17 protein-coding genes are annotated in these 17,082 nt (G+C 69.9%); 5 read left to right on the top strand and 12 right to left on the bottom strand.

Translation table 11 applies throughout. From position 1 onward, the window contains the following. The first annotated feature begins 7 nt into the window (after nt 1–7). Both A5727_RS24305 and A5727_RS24300 read left to right on the top strand, forming a co-directional pair. Nucleotides 8–643 carry a precorrin-8X methylmutase gene (locus tag A5727_RS24305; protein WP_068256439.1) on the top strand — a complete coding sequence of 212 codons (636 nt, stop codon included), beginning with the start codon at nt 8–10 and terminating at the stop codon, nt 641–643. Next, nucleotides 640–2,103, top strand: a complete 1,464-nt coding sequence (locus A5727_RS24300; protein ID WP_068256436.1) for a precorrin-2 C(20)-methyltransferase — start codon at nt 640–642, stop codon at nt 2,101–2,103. The genes A5727_RS24305 and A5727_RS24300 overlap by 4 nt, the downstream gene beginning before the upstream one ends. Here the strand turns inward: A5727_RS24300 and A5727_RS24295 are convergent. The 4 genes from A5727_RS24295 to dprE2 are packed head-to-tail and all read right to left on the bottom strand — an operon-like array spanning nt 2,088 to nt 5,516. Then, nucleotides 2,088–2,828: a cobalt-precorrin-6A reductase gene (locus tag A5727_RS24295; protein WP_068256434.1), complete on the bottom strand. Its 741-nt coding sequence runs from the start codon at nt 2,826–2,828 to the stop codon at nt 2,088–2,090. The genes A5727_RS24300 and A5727_RS24295 overlap by 16 nt on opposite strands. Then, complete coding sequence (gene cobM, locus A5727_RS24290; RefSeq protein WP_068256431.1) at nt 2,828–3,583, bottom strand: precorrin-4 C(11)-methyltransferase; 756 nt, start codon at nt 3,581–3,583, stop codon at nt 2,828–2,830. The genes A5727_RS24295 and cobM overlap by 1 nt, the downstream gene beginning before the upstream one ends. Continuing rightward, complete coding sequence (locus tag A5727_RS24285; RefSeq protein WP_068256428.1) at nt 3,580–4,758, bottom strand: bifunctional cobalt-precorrin-7 (C(5))-methyltransferase/cobalt-precorrin-6B (C(15))-methyltransferase; 1,179 nt, start codon at nt 4,756–4,758, stop codon at nt 3,580–3,582. The genes cobM and A5727_RS24285 overlap by 4 nt, the downstream gene beginning before the upstream one ends. Then, the gene (gene dprE2 / locus A5727_RS24280; protein WP_068256424.1) at nt 4,758–5,516 is read right to left on the bottom strand and encodes a decaprenylphospho-beta-D-erythro-pentofuranosid-2-ulose 2-reductase; all 759 of its coding nucleotides are present in this window, start codon (nt 5,514–5,516) and stop codon (nt 4,758–4,760) included. The genes A5727_RS24285 and dprE2 overlap by 1 nt, the downstream gene beginning before the upstream one ends. Before the next feature lie 35 nt (nt 5,517–5,551). On the opposite strand from dprE2, the gene A5727_RS24275 reads away from it, so the two are divergent. Further along, the gene (locus A5727_RS24275; RefSeq protein ID WP_068256421.1) at nt 5,552–5,965 is read left to right on the top strand and encodes a F420-dependent biliverdin reductase; all 414 of its coding nucleotides are present in this window, start codon (nt 5,552–5,554) and stop codon (nt 5,963–5,965) included. 6 nt (nt 5,966–5,971) lie between these two features. Here A5727_RS24275 and A5727_RS24270 read toward each other — a convergent pair whose 3' ends face one another. Continuing rightward, nucleotides 5,972–7,102: a M24 family metallopeptidase gene (locus tag A5727_RS24270; protein WP_068256417.1), complete on the bottom strand. Its 1,131-nt coding sequence runs from the start codon at nt 7,100–7,102 to the stop codon at nt 5,972–5,974. Nucleotides 7,103–7,144: 42 nt separating this feature from the next. Between A5727_RS24270 and A5727_RS24265 the strand changes: the two genes are divergently transcribed. Both A5727_RS24265 and A5727_RS24260 read left to right on the top strand, forming a co-directional pair. Then, the gene (locus tag A5727_RS24265) at nt 7,145–7,579 is read left to right on the top strand and encodes a nuclear transport factor 2 family protein (RefSeq protein ID WP_068256413.1); all 435 of its coding nucleotides are present in this window, start codon (nt 7,145–7,147) and stop codon (nt 7,577–7,579) included. Between the two features lie 15 nt (nt 7,580–7,594). After that, nucleotides 7,595–8,557, top strand: coding sequence for a 5'-3' exonuclease (locus A5727_RS24260; RefSeq protein WP_068256619.1), 963 nt, complete (start codon nt 7,595–7,597; stop codon nt 8,555–8,557). A gap of 39 nt (nt 8,558–8,596) precedes the next feature. On the opposite strand, the gene A5727_RS24255 is transcribed toward A5727_RS24260, so the two are convergent. From A5727_RS24255 to pafA, 7 genes are all read right to left on the bottom strand, one after another. Further along, nucleotides 8,597–9,400 carry a DUF4333 domain-containing protein gene (locus A5727_RS24255; RefSeq protein ID WP_068256410.1) on the bottom strand — a complete coding sequence of 268 codons (804 nt, stop codon included), beginning with the start codon at nt 9,398–9,400 and terminating at the stop codon, nt 8,597–8,599. A gap of 162 nt (nt 9,401–9,562) precedes the next feature. Then, nucleotides 9,563–12,343, bottom strand: a complete 2,781-nt coding sequence (locus tag A5727_RS24250; protein WP_068256407.1) for a DEAD/DEAH box helicase — start codon at nt 12,341–12,343, stop codon at nt 9,563–9,565. Further along, entirely contained in the window at nt 12,327–13,190 is an 864-nt protein-coding gene (tatC, locus tag A5727_RS24245; RefSeq protein ID WP_068256404.1) for a twin-arginine translocase subunit TatC, read from the bottom strand. Before tatC ends, A5727_RS24250 begins: the two co-directional genes overlap by 17 nt. A gap of 152 nt (nt 13,191–13,342) precedes the next feature. Further along, nucleotides 13,343–13,585 carry a Sec-independent protein translocase subunit TatA gene (gene tatA, locus A5727_RS24240; protein WP_068256400.1) on the bottom strand — a complete coding sequence of 81 codons (243 nt, stop codon included), beginning with the start codon at nt 13,583–13,585 and terminating at the stop codon, nt 13,343–13,345. A gap of 29 nt (nt 13,586–13,614) precedes the next feature. Continuing rightward, nucleotides 13,615–14,577, bottom strand: coding sequence for a helix-turn-helix transcriptional regulator (locus tag A5727_RS24235; RefSeq protein ID WP_068256396.1), 963 nt, complete (start codon nt 14,575–14,577; stop codon nt 13,615–13,617). After that, the gene (locus tag A5727_RS24230; RefSeq protein ID WP_068256614.1) at nt 14,574–15,566 is read right to left on the bottom strand and encodes a helix-turn-helix transcriptional regulator; all 993 of its coding nucleotides are present in this window, start codon (nt 15,564–15,566) and stop codon (nt 14,574–14,576) included. The genes A5727_RS24235 and A5727_RS24230 overlap by 4 nt, the downstream gene beginning before the upstream one ends. Nucleotides 15,567–15,583: 17 nt before the next feature. After that, nucleotides 15,584–16,942, bottom strand: a complete 1,359-nt coding sequence (pafA, locus tag A5727_RS24225) for a Pup--protein ligase (protein WP_157521549.1) — start codon at nt 16,940–16,942, stop codon at nt 15,584–15,586. Between the last annotated feature and the right edge of the window lie 140 nt (nt 16,943–17,082).

The raw sequence follows: 17,082 nt of genomic DNA, 5'->3' as shown, positions 1-17,082 counted from the left end.
TGAGCGGGTGCTCGACTACATCCGCGATGCCGGCGAGATCTACCGCCAGTCTTTCGCGACCATCCGCGACGAGGCAGACCTGTCCCGCTTTCCCGAGGATGTCGCCCGGGTGGTGGTCCGCCTGATCCACACCTGCGGTCAGGTGGACGTCGCCGACCACGTGGCCTTCACCGCCGATGTCGTCACCCGCGCACACACCGCTCTGGCCGCCGGCGCGCCGGTGCTCTGCGACTCCTCGATGGTCGCCGCCGGGATCACCGCGGCCCGACTGCCCGCCAAGAACGACGTCGTCTCCCTGGTCGCCGACCCCCGCGCCCCCGAACGCGCCGCCGCGACCGGCAACACCCGCTCAGCCGCGGGTGTCGAGTTGTGGGCCGACCGTCTCGAGGGTGCGGTCGTGGCCATCGGCAACGCCCCCACAGCGCTGTTCCGGCTGCTCGAACTCCTCGATGACGGAGTTCCCGCCCCGGCCGCCGTCCTCGGCGGACCGGTCGGATTCGTCGGCTCGGCGCAGTCGAAGGACGAATTGATCGCCCGTCCGCGCGGCATGTCCTATCTGGTGGTGACGGGCCGACGCGGCGGCAGCGCCATGGCGGCGGCAGCCGTCAACGCCATCGCGAGCGTCTCCGAGGGGGTGGCGTGAGCGGCACCCTGTGGGGCGTCGGGCTGGGACCCGGCGATCCGGAATTGGTGACGGTCAAGGCGGCCCGGGTGATCGGGGCCGCGGATGTCGTCGCCTACCACAGTGCGCGGCACGGTCGCAGCATCGCACGCGGCATCGCCGAGCCGTACCTGCGCGAGGGGCAGATCGAGGAGCACCTGGTCTACCCCGTGACCACGGAGGCCACCGCACACCCCGGCGGGTATGCCGGTGCGATGGAGGACTTCTATCGGGAGTCCGCCGAGCGCATCGCGGCGCACCTGGACGCGGGCCGCGACGTGGCCCTGCTGGCCGAGGGTGACCCGCTGTTCTACAGCAGCTACATGCACATGCACACCCGGCTCACCGAGCGGTTCAACGCCGTGATCGTGCCCGGCGTGACATCGGTCAGCGCCGCCTCGGCGGCGATCGCCACGCCGCTGGTCCAGGGCGACGAGGTGCTGTCGATCCTGCCCGGCACCCTGCCGGAGGCCGAACTGACCCGTCGGCTGCGCGACGCCGACGCCGCGGTGGTGCTCAAGCTCGGCCGGTCCTATCCCGCGGTGCGCGAGGCGCTTTCCAAGGCCGGACGGCTCGATGACGCGTTCTATGTCGAGCGCGCCAGCACCGAGAAGCAGCGGGTGCTGCCCGCCGGAGACGTCGACGCCGAGAAGGTGCCGTACTTCTCGCTGGCGATGGTGCCCGGCAGCGGCATGACCGCCCGACCCGAGCCGGTCGGTTCGGTGGCAGTGGTCGGCCTGGGCCCCGGCGATCCGGACTGGATGACGACCGAGAGTCGGCGCGTGCTGTCAGCGGCGACCGATCTGATCGGGTACGGACCCTACCTGGATCGGGTGGTGCTTCGGGACGGCCAGCGCCTGCATCCCAGCGACAACACCGACGAACCCGAGCGGGCCCGGTTGGCGTGCTCGCTGGCCGAGCAGGGCCGCGCGGTGGCGGTGGTGTCCTCCGGTGACCCGGGCGTGTTCGCCATGGCGACCGCGGTGCTCGAGGAGGCGACCCGCTGGCCCGATGTGCAGGTGCGGGTGGTCCCGGCGATGACCGCGGCGCAGGCCGTGGCCAGCCGGGTGGGCGCTCCCCTGGGCCACGACTATGCCGTGGTGTCGCTGTCGGATCGGCTCAAGCCCTGGGAGGTGATCGCCAAGCGCATCACGGCGGCCGCCGAGTCGGATCTTGTCCTCGCGATCTACAACCCGGCGTCCAAGACGCGGACCTGGCAGGTCGGCGCGATGCGGGAGCTGCTTCTCGAACACCGGTCTCCGGACACCCCGGTGGTGATCGGCCGCGATGTCGCCGGTCCGGCCGAGGAGGTCCGGGTGGTGCGCCTCGGCGATCTGGACCCGTCCGAGGTCGACATGCGCTGCCTGCTGATCATCGGTTCGACGCAGACGCAGTGGCACGACGGCCGCGTCTTCACGCCGCGCACCTACCCCGCGAACTGACCCTCGCGCTGCCGCACCCAGGCCTCGGCCTCGGCGACGTCGGACACCACCGCCACCCCCGCGGGCAGGGGTGGCCGGTCGATCATCAGCACCGGTACGCCGAGGTCGCGCGCCGCGTCCAACTTGGGCCGCGTCATCGATCCGCCGCTGTTCTTGGTGACCAGCACGTCGATGGCGTGGTGCCGCAGCAGCGCGCACTCGTCCTCGTAGTGGTAGGGCCCGCGCGACAGCACGAGTTCGTGGTCTGTGGGCAGCGTCTCCGGGTCCGGCGGCGTAACAGCCCGGATCAGGAACCACGCGCCGCTGCCGACGAAGGCCGCGGTGCCCGACCTGCCGGTGGTCAGGAAGACCCGTGCCCACCCACGGCGGGCCACCTCTGCGGCCGCGGCGACGTCCGACTCGACGAGCACCGCGTCACCGGGGTCCCAGCCCGGCCGGGCCAGCACCACATGCGGCACCGCCTCCTGCCGGCATGCCGCCGCGGCGTTCGCGGTGATGGTGGCCGCGTACGGATGGGTGGCGTCGACGACAGCGTCGACGGCGTTGTCCCGCAACCAGTTCGCCAATCCGGTCACCCCGCCGAAGCCACCGATGCGCACCGGACCCACCGGCAGCGCTGGATCGGGGACCCGCCCGGCCAGCGAACTGATCACCTCGACGCCCGGGTGCAGGCGGCCGGCCAGCGCTCGGGCTTCGGAGGTGCCGCCGAGCAGCAGCACGCGCATCAGTGCCGAGCTCCCCTGGCGCGGTCCGCGGAGTACAGATAGCTGTCGACGAACCCCTGCGCGGCCAACACCTCGCCGACGATGATGACCGCGGTGCGCGTCACTTTCGCGGCGCGCATCTGCGCCGCGATGTCTCCGAGCGTTCCGCGCAGCACGATCTGCTGCGGCCAACTCGCGAACGCGACGACGGCCGCCGGTGTCTGGGCGCTGATGCCGCCGGCCGTCAGGTCGGCCACCACGGTGTCGATCTGAGCCGCCGCGAGGTGCAGCACGAGCGTGCCGCCGATCCCGGCCAGGGTGCGCAGATCCTCCCCCTCCGGCATCGCGGTGGACAGGGTGGCCACTCTGCTCAGCGTCACGGTCTGGGCCACCCCGGGCACCGTGAGCTCGCGGCCCAGCACGGCCGCCGCCGCCGCGAAAGACGGGACGCCCGGGACGATCTCGTAGGGGATGTTCAGCTCGTCGAGGCGGCGGCACTGTTCGGCCAGCGCGCTGTAGAGGGCCGGATCCCCCGAGTGCAGCCGCGCCACGTCGAGTCCAGCCGCATCGGCGGCGGCCAGTTCGTCGATGATCTGGTCGAGGTTCAGCGGCCCGGTGTCGATGACCTTGGCCTCAGGCGGGCACCAGGCCAGCAGGTCGGCGGGCATGATCGATCCCGCGTACAGGCAGACCTGACACGACTGGATCAGGCGCTGCCCGCGCACCGTGATCAGATCGGCCGCACCGGGTCCGGCGCCGATGAAATGGATCGTCATGCTTTGACCACCGTCCACTGAGTCACGGGCATGGCCGGGCGCCATCCGGTGAAACCACCGACGGGTTCGCCCCGGTAGTGCTGAAACCGGCGAAGTTCGCCGCCGAGTTCGGAATAACGCTGCACAAGAAAGGATTCTGACTCTGCTGTGACGGCGTTGGCGATCAGCCGCCCGCCCGGCGCGAGCGCGGCGAAGCACCCGTCGAACAGACCCGGCTGGGTCAGGCCGCCGCCGATGAACACCGCCGACGGCGGGGAGGCTCCGGCGAACTCGTCCGGAGCCGCCCCCCGAACCTGCACCGGGACGCCGAATCTGCTGACGTTGGCGGTGACCCGGGCTCGCCGAACCTCGTCGCGTTCGAATGCGACGGCACGGCAGCCATTTCCGTGTCGGCACCATTCGATGGCGATGCTGCCCGAACCCGAACCGACATCCCACAGCAGTTCATTCGGACGGGGCGCGAGCGCGGCCAGGGTCAGCGCCCGCATGGGCTGCTTGGTCAGCTGGCCGTCGTGTGCGTAGGCGTCGTCGGGCAGCGTGGTGAGCACCCGGTCGTCGGGCTGGTACTCCACCGCCACGACATTGAGCGCATCGACGTCGGACGGCGGTTCGGCGGCCCACTGCGCCGCGGTCGCGGTGCGCATGCGTTCCCCGGCCCCGCCCAGCTGCTCGAGGATGGTCATGCCGGACGGCCCCCGGCCCGTCTCGGCGAGCAGGGTGGCCAGCGTCGCGGGGGTCGACCCGTCCCGCGACAGCACGATCGCACGCCCGCCTCGACGGACCGCGGTGTGCGGCGGAGCCGTGACCAGGCTGATCACTTCGGTGTCGGGCACCGCCCATCCCAGCGCGGCGCAGGCCAGCGACACGCTGGAGACGTGTGGGAGCACGCGGACCTGGTCGGCGCCGAACATCGTCACCAGGGTCGTGCCGATGCCGTGCAGCATGGGGTCCCCGGACGCCACGACGTGCACGTCACCGTCGATGTTCTCCAGCGCGCCGCGCAGGCCGGCCAGCAGGGGCGACGGCCACTCACGCCGGTCCGCGCGCACCGAGGCGTCCAGCAGGGCCAGTTGCCGCGGTGCACCGAAGACGACGGTCGCGCGCGACAGCTCGCCGCGGGCCCGTTCCGACAGGCCGGCCACACCGTCGGCACCGATACCCACCACCACGATCATCAGCGCGGCATCCTTCGCCAGATCGCCTGCGGTACGAATCGGGTCGCGAACGCGAGCGCGCCGATCGTCCGCGGCACCCACACCTGGCGTCGGCCCCTGGCCAGCGCCCGTGCGGTGGCCTCGGCGACCTGCGCCGGAGTGCTCGACAGCGGCGCCGCGTCCATCCCGGCGGTCATGCGTCCGATCACGAAACCGGGCCGCACGATCAGCAGGTGCACGCCGGTGCCGTGCAGGGCGTCCGCCAATCCGCTGGCGAAACCGTCCAGGCCCGCCTTGGCCGAGCCGTAGACATAGTTGGCGCGCCGCACCCGCACGCCCGCGATCGACGAGAACACCACGATGCGCCCTCGGCCCGAGGCCCGCATCCGGTTGGCCAGCAGCGTCAGGAGATTCACCTGCGCGACGTAGTCGGTGTGCACCACCGCGACCGCGTGCTCGGCCTCAGCCTCGGCCCGCGCCTGATCACCGAGCACCCCGAACGCCAGGACCGCGGTGTCGATGCGGCCATGTTCGGCCGCGATCCGGTCGAGCACCCCGGCGTGCGAGCCGAGGTCGTCGGCGTCGAACTCCACGATCTCGACGGCGGCGGCACCGGCCTGCGACAGCCTGCCCACCAGCCCGTCGAGGCCCTCGGCGCCGCGTGCCGCGAGCACCACCGTCGCCCTCGGCGCCAACCGCGCCGCCAGTTCTCCCCCGATTTCGCTGCGGCCGCCGAAGACCACCACCACCTCGGGCGCCGCTGCAGCCGTGTCGTTCATGGCTGCGATTATGTCCTGCGCTAGCGTGGGCTCTGATGGCGCACGCAACCACCCGGCTCACCAACGACGCGCTGGCGTTCCTGACGGAACGTCACCTCGCGATGCTCACGACGCTGAGGGCGGACGGATCGCCGCACGTCGTGGCCGTGGGTTTCACGTTCGACCCCAAGACCCACATCGCGCGGGTCATCACCAACGGCGGTTCGCAGAAGGCCGTGAACGCCGACCGGGGCGGAGTGGCCGTGCTGAGTCAGGTCGACGGCGCCCGCTGGCTGTCCCTGGAGGGCAGGTCCAAGGTGAACACCGACCCCGAGGCCATCCGAGACGCCGAACTGCGGTACGCGCAGCGGTACCGCACCCCCCGCGTGAATCCGCGCCGCGTCGTGATCGAGGTGCAGGTCGAGCGGGTGCTGGGCTCATCTGAGCTGCTGGACCGCGGCGAGGGCTGAGTCAGTTCACTGCGGCAGCGGCACCACGATCAGGTCATGGGGCCGCGTGTTGACCGGCTCCGCGCCGTCCTCGGTGACGATGACGATGTCCTCGATGCGGGCACCCCACTGACCCGGGAAGTAGATGCCGGGTTCGACGGAGAACGCCATCCCAGGCCGCAGCGGCAGGTCGTTGCCCGCGACGATGTAGGGCTCCTCGTGCACCGACAGTCCGATGCCGTGGCCGGTGCGGTGCACGAAGTACTCGGCCAATCCCGCTTCGGCCAGCACATCGCGGGCGGCGGCGTCGACCTGTTCGGCCGTCACCCCGGGCCGCACGGCGTCGACGGCGACCTGCTGGGCCCGCTGCAGCACCGAATAGTGCTGTGCGACCTCGGCGCTGGGCTCGCCCAGGCTGTACGTGCGGGTGGAGTCGGAGTTGTAGCCGGGGTCGTAGGGACCGCCGATGTCGACGACGACGACGTCACCGGCGCGCAGTTCACGATCCGAGTGCTCATGATGCGGGTCGGCGCCGTGCGGACCCGAGCCCACGATGATGAACGCCGCCTCGCTGTGCCCTTCGGCCAGGATCGCGGCCTCGATGTCGGCGGCGACCTCGGCCTCGGTGCGGCCGGGCACCAGCAGCTGGGGCACCAGGGCGTGCACGCGGTCGATGGCCGCACCGGCCTTGCGCAGCGCGTCGATCTCGGCCGGGTCTTTGACCATCCGCAGTGAGCGCAGCACCTCCGTCGCCAGCACCGGCGTGCGGCCGAGTCGGTCGGACAGCGGCAGCAGGTGCAGTGCCGGCATGGAGTCGGTGACCGCGGTCGCGACCGACCCGTCGCCGAGTGCCGCCACCACCAGGTCGTAGGGATCCTCGCCGTCGACCCAGTCGGTGACCGTGATCCCTAGCTCGACGACGGCTGACTCCCTCAGCGACGCCAACTCCAACCTCGGTACGACGATCGTGGGCGCTCCGGCTGCCGGAATCACCAGCGCCGTCAGGCGTTCGAAGGTCTGTGCCCGCGAACCCACCAGGTACCGCAGGTCGTAGCCGGGAGTGATGATCAAGCCGGTCAGACCGGCCTCGGCCGCGGCGGCCGCGGCGGCGCGCAGACGATGCTCGTACACACTGGATTCGAACCGGCTGGCACCCATGGACACCAGATTAGTGCGCAGGCACCGCATACGATCACACGCGTGGAGCACTGGGAACTGACCGCGCGCGAACGCATCCGTGACACGCTGGCCCGCTACACGTGGTCCGGAGACGCCGGGAGGGTCGACGACTTGGCCGCGACCTTCTGCACCGACGGCGTCCTGCACATCAAAGGGGAGGAACCGCTGCGGGGCCGTGCCGCCATCGTGGAGCGGCTGTCCTCGGTCGCGGCCACCCCGGCTGCGGCCGAGGGCACGCGGCGCATTGTGCGGCACAACCTGGCCAACATCCTGTTCGCCGAAATCACCCCGGACCGGGCCCACGTGACGTCCTATTTCACGGTGTTCACCGAGATCGGGCTCGACCACTTCGGCCGGTACCGAGACGAATTCGCCGTGCAGGGCCCCGACTGGCTGATCGCACGGCGATTCGTGTCGACGGACTGGACTGCGCCCAACTCGACCATGGCCCGCTGAGGCAGGATGACCGCCATGACTTCCGACACCGGCAAGGTGCTGCTGCTCGACGGGGCCAGCATGTGGTTCCGCTCGTTCTTCGGTGTGCCGTCCTCGATCAAGGCGCCTGACGGCAGGCCGGTCAACGCCGTGCGTGGGTTTCTCGACGCGGTCGCCACGCTGGTCGCCCAGCAGCGGCCCACGCGCCTGGTGGTGTGCCTCGACCTGGACTGGCGACCGCAGTGGCGGGTCGATCTGATCCCGTCGTACAAGGCGCACCGGGTCGAACAGGAGGGCGTCGGCGACGCACCGGACATCGAGGAGGTGCCTGACGAACTGACACCCCAGGTGGACATGATCCTGGAAATCCTCGCCGCATTCGGGATCACCACGGGCGGCGCCCCGGGGTATGAGGCCGACGATGTCCTGGGCACCCTGGCGGCACGGGAGACGCGTGACCCGGTGGTGGTGGTCAGCGGGGACCGGGACCTGTTGCAGGTGGTGACGGACGAACCCGTGCCGGTGCGGGTGCTGTATCTGGGTCGAGGCCTGGCCAAGGCCACGCTCTTCGGGCCCACCGAGGTCTCCGACAAGTACGGCCTTCCGCTGACGCGAGCGGGTGCGGCCTACGCCGACCTCGCGGTGCTGCGCGGGGATCCCTCGGACGGCCTGCCCGGCGTGCCCGGCGTGGGCGAGAAGACGGCCGCGACACTCTTGGCGCAACACGGGTCACTCGACGCCATCCGCGCGGCCGCCGCCGACCCGAAATCGGGACTCGCCAAGGGGATTCGGGCCAAGCTGGCGAGCTCGCAGGACTACCTCGACGCGGCCGTGCCGGTGGTTCGCGTGGCCACCGACGCGCAGGTCACCCTGTCCAACGACACCGACGCGCTGCCGCTGGCCGCGCGTGATCCGGGCCTGGTCGCCGAGCTCGCGGGGGCCTACGGTGTCGGGTCGTCGATCGCGCGCCTGCAGAAGGCGCTCGACGCGCTCGACTGACGGCCGACCGGGGGCCGACCGGGGGCCGGCCCGCCGGGCCTACTTGGGTCGACCCACCTCGTAGGTGCCCTTGTCGTCCTGGAACGTCACGGTCACCTGGCGCTTGGTCCCGTCGATGCTGACCTCACACGTGAAGGTGTCACCCTTCTTGACCGTGGGGTTCTGGCCGTTGTTGCACTTGACGTCCTTGACGTTCTTGGCGCCGTACCCGTTGGACTCATCCGACAGGATCTGCTGCACTCCCGCCTGCGCCTTGTTGATGTCCAGCTTCGTGGTCACCCAGAAGCCGGGCTTCCAGAAGCCCAGCACCAGGATCGCGGCGATGATCACCAGAACGATCGCGCCCAGGATCGCGGTGAGCGTGGTAAGCGACTTCTTCGACCCGTCCTCGGGTCCGGGCTGTCCGTACTGGCCGTACTGGCCGTAGGGCGGCTGCCCATACTGCGGTTGGCCGGGCTGGCCGTACTGCGGCTGCCCATACTGCGGCTGACCGGGCTGGCCGTACTGCGGCTGCCCATACTGCGGCTGACCGGGCTGGCCGTACTGCGGCTGCCCATACTGGGGCTGGCCGGGCTGGCCGTACTCCGGCGCCGCCGGGTAACCCGGCGTCGACGGCGGCTGGCCGTACTGCGGCTGCCCGTACTGCTGTTGGGTGTAGGCGGGCGGCTGCCAGCCGCCGGGCGCCTGCGCGGTGGGCTGATCGGGGGTTCCCGAGGGCGGTGCGGCAGGCGGCTGCATCCCGGGGGTCACAGTGGTCGGCTGCTCGGCGGAATCCCCGGCAGGCTGATCCTGACCCTGGCCCTGCCACGGCTGCGTCGGGTCCGGGCCCTGCGGTCCGCTCATCGTCTCTCCTCGGATATTCGAAACTCGTGCGCCGGCATCAACCGTAGCGGTTGCCTCACCCTACCCGCAGACAACACGGCGATCGGTGCGCCACCGACAAGGGCGAACGCGTGTCGGAAGGGGTTCTGCGCTGGTGAGTCGACAGATTCATGCCCCGCTCGGTCAGCCGCTGTCCACGGCGACGACCCCACGCCGCACGTCGTCGACCGCGCGTTTGGCCGCGGCCCGAAGTTCTGCGGACGGAGCGGCGTTGCGAACCTGGTCGAGCAGATCGAGCACCTGTCGGCACCATCGCACGAAATCGCCTGCGGACAGCGGTGTCCCACCGCCCGCATCGGCGGCTGCGGCCAGTGCCGTGGTGAGATCACCCGCCGTGGCCCACCGGTACATCGTGGTGACGAATCCCTCGTCGGGTTCACGGGTGGGGGCGATCCGGTGCCGAATCTCGTCGGCGCGCAACTCCCCCGCCAACCTTCGGGTGCGGGCCAGGGCACGTCTCAGTCCCGCGGTGGGCGCGTCGTGCACGGGTGCCGACGGACCGTCCCCGCCGCGGGATTCGAACACCACCGCCGACAGCACGGCCGCCAATTCGGCGGGCGCAAGGTCATTCCACGCGCCGCTGCGCAGGCACTCGGCCACCAGCAGATCGCTCTCGTTGTAGATCCGGGCCAGCAGTCGGCCGTCGTCGGTGACCACGGGTGGTCCGTCCGCGCTTTCGGGAGCCGCGATGAAACCGCGTTCGCTGAGAAGCCCGACGATCCGGTCGAAGGTGCGGGCCAGCGAGTTCGTGGCCGCGGAGATCTTCTGGCGCAGTTGAGCATTGTCGCGTTCGACGCGCAGGTAACGCTCTGCGATGCGCACCTTGGCCTCCCGATCGGCAACACTGTGCCCGGGGTGGCGGCGCAATTGGTTGCGCAGGTCGATCAGTTCCGCGTCGATGTCGTCGTCCTGGTTTGGTCCCCGCCTGCGGCGAGAGTCCCGATCGTCGGGGATCACCAGGCTTTCCGCGGCTGAGCGCAGCGCCGAGGCGACGTCACGACGGACCCGAGGCTGCCGATGCTCGACACGCTTGGGCAGCGACATCGTGCCCAGTGCGGCAGGCGCGCCCGAGCAGTCCGCGGATGAGATGCGTCCGGCCCAGCGGTGTTCGCTGAGCACCAGGGGCCGCGGGTCGTCGGCGTCTCGGGCCGGTTCCAGCACCACGGCCAGTCCGCCCCGGCGACCCTGCGACAGCGCGATGATGTCGCCGCGCCGCAGTGCCCCCAGCGCGTCGTTGATCGCCGCCCGGCGCTGTACGCGCGACGAACGTGCTTGGGCCCGTTCACGTTCGGAGATCTTCACCCGCAGTCGGGCGTAGTCGAGGACCGGGTCGTCCCGGCCGCCGAGTTCCGCGGCGATCTCGTCGAGCATCTTCTCGCCGCGCTCGGTGCCTCGCACCAGTCCCACCACCGAACGGTCGGCCTGGTACTGCGCGAAGGACTGTTCCAGCAGGTGCCTGGCCTGCGCGGGTCCCATCTGGGAGACCAGGTTGATGGTCATGTTGTACGACGGCGCGAACGAGCTCTTCAGTGGAAAGGTCCGAGTGGAGGCCAGGCCCGCGACCTCGGCGGGTTCGGCGGAACTCTCGGATGGATTCCAGATGACGACGGCGTGGCCCTCCACGTCGATGCCCCGGCGGCCCGCGCGCCCCGTCAACTGGGTGTACTCACCGGGTGTCAGCGGTGCGTGCTGTTCGCCGTTGAACTTCACCAGCCGTTCGAGAACCACGGTACGAGCCGGCATGTTGATGCCCAGCGCCAGTGTCTCGGTGGCGAACACGGCCTTGATCAGGCCCGCCGCGAACAGCTCCTCGACCGTGTGCCGGAAGATCGGCAGCATTCCCGCGTGGTGCGCCGCGATGCCCCGGAGCAGCCCTTCGCGGAATTCGTAGTAGCCCAGGACCGGCAGGTCGGCGTCGGGCAGATCACCGCAGCGACGGTCGATCACCTCGGCGATTCGGGCGCGCTCGGAATCGGTGGTCAGGCGCAGCGACGACCTCAGGCACTGTTTGACCGCACCCTCGCACCCGGCGCGGGAGAACACGAAGGTGATGGCGGGCAGCAGACCTTCACGGTCGAGCGTCGCGATCACATCGGTGCGGGCCGGCGCCCTGAACATGCTCGGCCGCCCGCGGTGCTGGCCGCGGCCTTTGGGACCGCGTGGCTGCCAGTCATTCATGCGGTCCGCCTCGCGCCGATGCGCGATGTGCCGAACCAACTCGGGATCGACCAGCAGCTGGGCGTCCATGGAGCGCCGTGAGTCGTAGTCGAACAGGTCGAAGAGGCGCCGGCCCACCAGCATGTGCTGCCACAGGGGCACCGGGCGGTGTTCGTCGACGATCACCGTGGTGTCGCCGCGCACGGTCTGGATCCAGCCGCCGAACTCTTCGGCGTTGCTGACGGTGGCGGACAGGCTGACCAGGCGGACCTCATCGGGCAGGTGCAGGATCACCTCCTCCCAGACCGCGCCGCGCATGCGGTCGGCGAGGAAGTGCACCTCGTCCATCACGACATGGGAGAGACCTTGCAGCGCAGGCGAGTTCGCATACAGCATGTTGCGAAGCACCTCGGTGGTCATCACCACGATGGGTGCGTCGGCGTTGACCGACACGTCACCGGTCAGCAGTCCGATCCGGTCGGCACCGTAACGGCGGACCAGATCGGTGTGCTTCTGGTTGCTCAGGGCCTTGATCGGGGTGGTGTAGAAGCACTTTCGTCCCGCGGCCAGGGCGAGGTGCACCGCGAACTCCCCGACGATGGTCTTGCCCGCGCCGGTGGGGGCGCAGACCAGGACGCCGTGGCCCCGTTCGAGCGCCTCACAGGCGCGCTGCTGGAATCCGTCCAGCGCGAACGGCAGGTCGGCGGTGAACCGCTGCAGTTCGCCTGCGTCAGGTGACGTCGTCATGTGAGATGCTCGCCGGCGCCGCGACCGGCGAGGGAACGTCGATCTCGGAGGCCTGATCGTCGGGCAGCTCCCGCTCCTTGGCCGCCTCCCGCTTGGCCTTGCGCCTGTCGTGGATCCGTCCGATCTGGATGGCGAACTCGAGCAGCAGGGTCAGGGCCAGGCCGAGCGCAAGCATGGAGAACGGGTCTGAGCCCGGGGTGGCGAACGCCGCGAAGACGAAGACGCCCAGGATCAGACCGCGCCGCCAGGCCTTGAGCCGCTCGTAGGGCAGCACACCGACGAAGTTGAGCATGATGATCAGCAGCGGGAACTCGAAGCCCACGCCGAACACCAGAAGCAGGTTGATCAGGAAGCTGAAGTACTGGTCACCCGAGAGCGCGGTCACCTGGACGTCGCTGCCGACGGTCAACAGGAAGTGCAGGGCCTTGGAGAGCACGATGTAGGCCAGCACGGCACCCGAGACGAACAGCACCGCCGCGCTGACCACGAAGGTGACGGCGAAACGGCGTTCCTTCTTGTACAGACCCGGGGTGATGAACGCCCACAGTTGGTGGAACCACACCGGGCAGGCCAGCACGATGCCCGCCATCAGGCCGACCTTGAGCCGGAGCATGAACTGGTCGAACGGGGCCGTGGCGAGCAGTCGGCAGCCGCCGTCGGCGCTGATGTCCGCGCGGGCCGACTCCGGCAGCGCACAGTAGGGCCGGCGCAGCCATTCACCGAGGCTCTCGAAGCCGAAGAAGCCGTGCCCGTACCAGAGAAACCCGATAATCGTGGTGACGAAGATCGCCGCCACCGAGATGAGCAGGCGGGTGCGCAGCTCCCGGATGTGGTCGACAAGGGACATCGTCCCGTCGGGGTTGACCCTGCTGCGGCGTTGACGCGGGTCAAGCCGTTTGAAGACGCCTGAAGGTTTCACGATCGTCGCTTCGGTTGGGCACGCTCAGTCGCTGCCCACCTGGAGGTGGGACGATGGGTCGACAGAGACTGGGTGGGCCGTCAGGCGGGCCGTGCGTCGGTGTGGTTGGGCTCCGGGCTCGGCGCGGGCTCGGCCACCCGTTCCGACTGCACCTGGGTCGGCGCCTGCTCGGGCTTGTCGCTCTGCAGCTCCTTGACCTCGGCTTTGAAGATCCGCAGGGACTTACCCAGCGACCGTGCCGCATCGGGCAGCCGCTTGGCGCCGAACAGCAGAATGATCACGATGGCGAGGATGGCCCAATGCCACGGACTCAGTGCACCCACTTTGATTACCTCCAGACGTTGGTTTGATGTTACTCCGCGTCGGCATACGCGCCCAGCGCGGCACGTGCCGCAACCCGGACCCGCTCGGCGAGTTCGGCCGGTTCCACGACCTTCACCTCGGCCCCGAAGCCGAGCACCAGGCGGGCCATCCAGTCCTCGGACGCATACGTCATGACGGCTTCGAACTGCCCGTCCGGCAGCTGCCGGATGTCGCGCATCGGGTAGTACTCGAACATCCACGACGCCTCGGGCGCGATGCGCAGCGTCGCCGCGGGCAGTGCAGGGTCCGCGTCGAACAGCGAGGTGTCCGGGGGCCCCTGCAGCGCCGGTTCCGGTGCCGCGGCCGGTTCGTCGAGCACCGCCGCGTCGACGATGCGGTCGAACCGGAACAGCCGCACCCCTTCGGCCTCCCGCGACCAGGCTTCGAGGTAACTGTGGTCGTTCACCAGCACCACCCGGATCGGATCCACCACCCGTGTCGACATGGTGTCCCGGGAGGCCGAGTAGTACTCGATGGACAACGCATGACCCGTGCGCACGGCCTCTCGGACCGCTGCCGCGGCCGCGCTCTCGGCAGGAGCCGGTTCCGCTTCGGCCGTCGCCGACGACGGGTGCGAGACCGCGCCGGCGGCCGACTCGATCTTGGCGATCGCGCTTCGGGCGGCCTCGGGATCCACGACGCCCGGCACGTCCACCAGCGCGCGCAGCGCCATCAGCAGACCGGTCGCCTCCGGCGAGGTGAGCCGCAGTGGCTCGTCGATGCCCGCGGTGAAGGTCACCGCGATGGTGTCGTCGGAGAACTCGAAATCGATCAGATCGCCGGGCCCGTAGCCGGGCAGGCCGCACATCCACAGCTGGTTGAGGTCGGATTCCAGCTGCTTGCGGGTGACGCCGAGGTCGGCGGCCGCCTCGGCGTAGGTGATGCGCGGGTTGGCCTGGAAGTACGGGACCATGTTGAGCAGGCGCACCAGGCGAGCGGACACCGATGTCATGAGGCCACCTCCCCCGCGGCCGCCCGCAACCGGGCCAGCACCTCCTGGCGCAGCGTCTCGGGTTCGAGCACCACGGCGTCCGCGCCGTGCCCGGCGATCTCGCGGGCCAGGCCGCCGCGCGCGCCCGCATCGACTTCGATGATCTCGCCGTCGCGGCCGCCCAACTGCTTGGCGCCCAACGATGTGCCGATGCGACGCAGCGAGGTGGCTCGGCCCGCCGCGACCCACACCCTGGCCTGCACTCCGCTGGACGGTTCACTCACCACTCGGGCGACGATTGCGCGCAGGTCCACCCCATCTGGCCGGTGGACCGCGCCCGCGGGGCCGACCGGACTGACCTCGGCTCCGATACGGGACAGCCGGAAGGTGCGGGTGTCGTCGCGGTCGCGGTCGTGGCCCACCAGGTACCAGCGCCCGTTCATCGTGACGACTCCCCACGGTTCGACGGTGCGCGTGGTGAACGGCGCGGTCGGGCCCGCACGGTGCGGGAACTGCACGGCCTGCCCCGCGTTGATCGCCGCCAGCAGCACTCCCAGCACGTCCTCGGAGCCGCGTAGACCCGGCAGGCCACTGGGGGCGGACAGCGACAGGCCCGCGTCCGGGTCGACGTCGACGCCCGCGGCGCGCAGTTTCAACAACGCGCCCTGGGTCGCGGTGACCAACTCCGGGGACTCCCAGAGCTTCGTCGCGACGGCGACCGCGGCGGCCTCGTCGGGGGTCAGTTCGATGTCGGGCAGCGCATATGAGTCGCGGTTGATTCGATACCCCTCGGTGGGGTCGAACGAGGACACGCGACCGGTCTCCAGCGGGATGCCGAGGTCGCGCAACTCGTTCTTGTCGCGCTCGAACATGCGCGAGAACGCCTCGTCGCTGGGACTGTCGCCGTATCCGGCGACGCTGTTGCGGATGCGCTCCGCGGTGATGTAGCCGTGCGTCGAGAGCAGCGCGATGACAAGGTTCATCAGCCGTTCGACTTTTGAGGTCGCCACCGACAACACCCTAAGGGTCACATGGACGCGATGAGGCGCTTGACTCGCTCATCGACGGCCCGGAACGGGTCCTTGCACAACACCGTGCGCTGCGCCTGATCGTTGAGCTTGAGATGCACCCAGTCCACCGTGAAGTCCCGGCCGGCCTCCTGGGCGGCACTGATGAACTCACCGCGGAGTTTGGCCCGCGTCGTCTGGGGCGGGGTGTTGACCGCCTCGTCGATCTCCTCGTCGGTGGTGATGCGGGCCGCCAGACCCTTGCGCTGCAGCAGGTCGAAGACCCCCCGGCCGCGCTTGATGTCGTGGTAGGCCAGGTCCAGCTGGGAGATCTTCGGGTCGGACAGCTCCATGTCGTAGCGGTCCTGGTAGCGCTGGAACAGCTTGCGCTTGATCACCCAGTCGATCTCGGTGTCCACCTTGGCGAAGTCCTGAGACTCGACGGCGTCGAGCTGACGGCCCCAGAGGTCGACGACCTGTTCGATCTGGGCGTTGGGTTCACGCGTCTGCAGGTGCTCGACCGCGCGGCTGTAGTACTCGCGCTGGATGTCGAGCGCGCTGGCCTGCCGCCCGCCCGCCAGCCGGACCGGACGGCGGCCGGTCAGGTCGTGACTGACCTCGCGGATCGCCCGAATCGGGTTGTCCAGGGAGAAGTCCCGGAACGGGACGCCGGCTTCGATCATCTCCAGCACCAGCGCCGCGGTACCCACCTTGAGCATTGTGGTGGCTTCGCACATGTTCGAGTCGCCGACGATGACATGCAGGCGCCGGTACTTCTCGGCATCGGCATGCGGTTCGTCACGCGTGTTGATGATCGGTCGGCTGCGGGTGGTGGCGCTCGAGACGCCCTCCCAGATGTGCTCGGCGCGCTGGGACAGGCAGAAGGTGGCGGCCTTGGGCGTCTGCAGGACCTTGCCCGCGCCGCAGATCAGCTGTCGCGTCACGAGGAAGGGCAGCAGCACGTCGGAGATCCGGGAGAACTCGCCGGCCCGCACGATCAGGTAGTTCTCATGGCAGCCGTAGGAGTTGCCGGCCGAGTCGGTGTTGTTCTTGAACAGGTAGATGTCGCCGCCGATGCCCTCGTCGGCCAGCCGCTGCTCGGCGTCGATCAGCAGGTCCTCCAGCACACGCTCGCCCGCACGGTCGTGGGTGACCAGCTGGATCAGGCTGTCGCACTCGGCGGTCGCGTACTCGGGATGGCTGCCCACGTCGAGGTACAGGCGCGCACCGTTGCGCAGGAACACGTTGGAACTGCGGCCCCACGACACCACGCGCCGGAACAGATAACGGGCAACCTCGTCGGGAGAGAGCCGCCGGTGACCGTGGAACGTGCAGGTCACGCCGAATTCGGTCTCGATACCCATGATTCGTCGCTGCACGTCTTCGAGCTTACGGGTTGCGGACGCGCAACGGTGTGCAAGAACCGCCATCGGGCTGCCGCGCGGTGCCGCCCCGACGGTCTGCACCAGGGCTGTTGACGGTCGTACACACCGCTCACGCGGCTTTGTCACGATGCGGC

It is taken from the genome of Mycobacterium sp. ACS4331 (assembly GCF_001667265.1).
Taxonomy (GTDB): Bacteria; Actinomycetota; Actinomycetes; order Mycobacteriales; family Mycobacteriaceae; genus Mycobacterium.
This window is presented reverse-complemented; position numbering and strand designations above follow the sequence as displayed.

Excerpts from the sequence above, each read along its gene's own strand:
- A5727_RS24295 (WP_068256434.1), bottom strand. The coding sequence starts at position 2,828 with ATGCGCGTGCTGCTGCTCGGCGGCACCTCCGAAGCCCGAGCGCTGGCC.
- cobM (WP_068256431.1), bottom strand. The coding sequence starts at position 3,583 with ATGACGATCCATTTCATCGGCGCCGGACCCGGTGCGGCCGATCTGATC.
- A5727_RS24285 (WP_068256428.1), bottom strand. The coding sequence starts at position 4,758 with ATGATCGTGGTGGTGGGTATCGGTGCCGACGGTGTGGCCGGCCTGTCG.
- dprE2 (WP_068256424.1), bottom strand. The coding sequence starts at position 5,516 with ATGAACGACACGGCTGCAGCGGCGCCCGAGGTGGTGGTGGTCTTCGGC.
- A5727_RS24275 (WP_068256421.1), top strand. The coding sequence starts at position 5,552 with ATGGCGCACGCAACCACCCGGCTCACCAACGACGCGCTGGCGTTCCTG.
- A5727_RS24270 (WP_068256417.1), bottom strand. The coding sequence starts at position 7,102 with ATGGGTGCCAGCCGGTTCGAATCCAGTGTGTACGAGCATCGTCTGCGC.
- A5727_RS24260 (WP_068256619.1), top strand. The coding sequence starts at position 7,595 with ATGACTTCCGACACCGGCAAGGTGCTGCTGCTCGACGGGGCCAGCATG.
- A5727_RS24255 (WP_068256410.1), bottom strand. The coding sequence starts at position 9,400 with ATGAGCGGACCGCAGGGCCCGGACCCGACGCAGCCGTGGCAGGGCCAG.
- A5727_RS24250 (WP_068256407.1), bottom strand. The coding sequence starts at position 12,343 with ATGACGACGTCACCTGACGCAGGCGAACTGCAGCGGTTCACCGCCGAC.
- tatC (WP_068256404.1), bottom strand. The coding sequence starts at position 13,190 with ATGTCCCTTGTCGACCACATCCGGGAGCTGCGCACCCGCCTGCTCATC.
- A5727_RS24235 (WP_068256396.1), bottom strand. The coding sequence starts at position 14,577 with ATGACATCGGTGTCCGCTCGCCTGGTGCGCCTGCTCAACATGGTCCCG.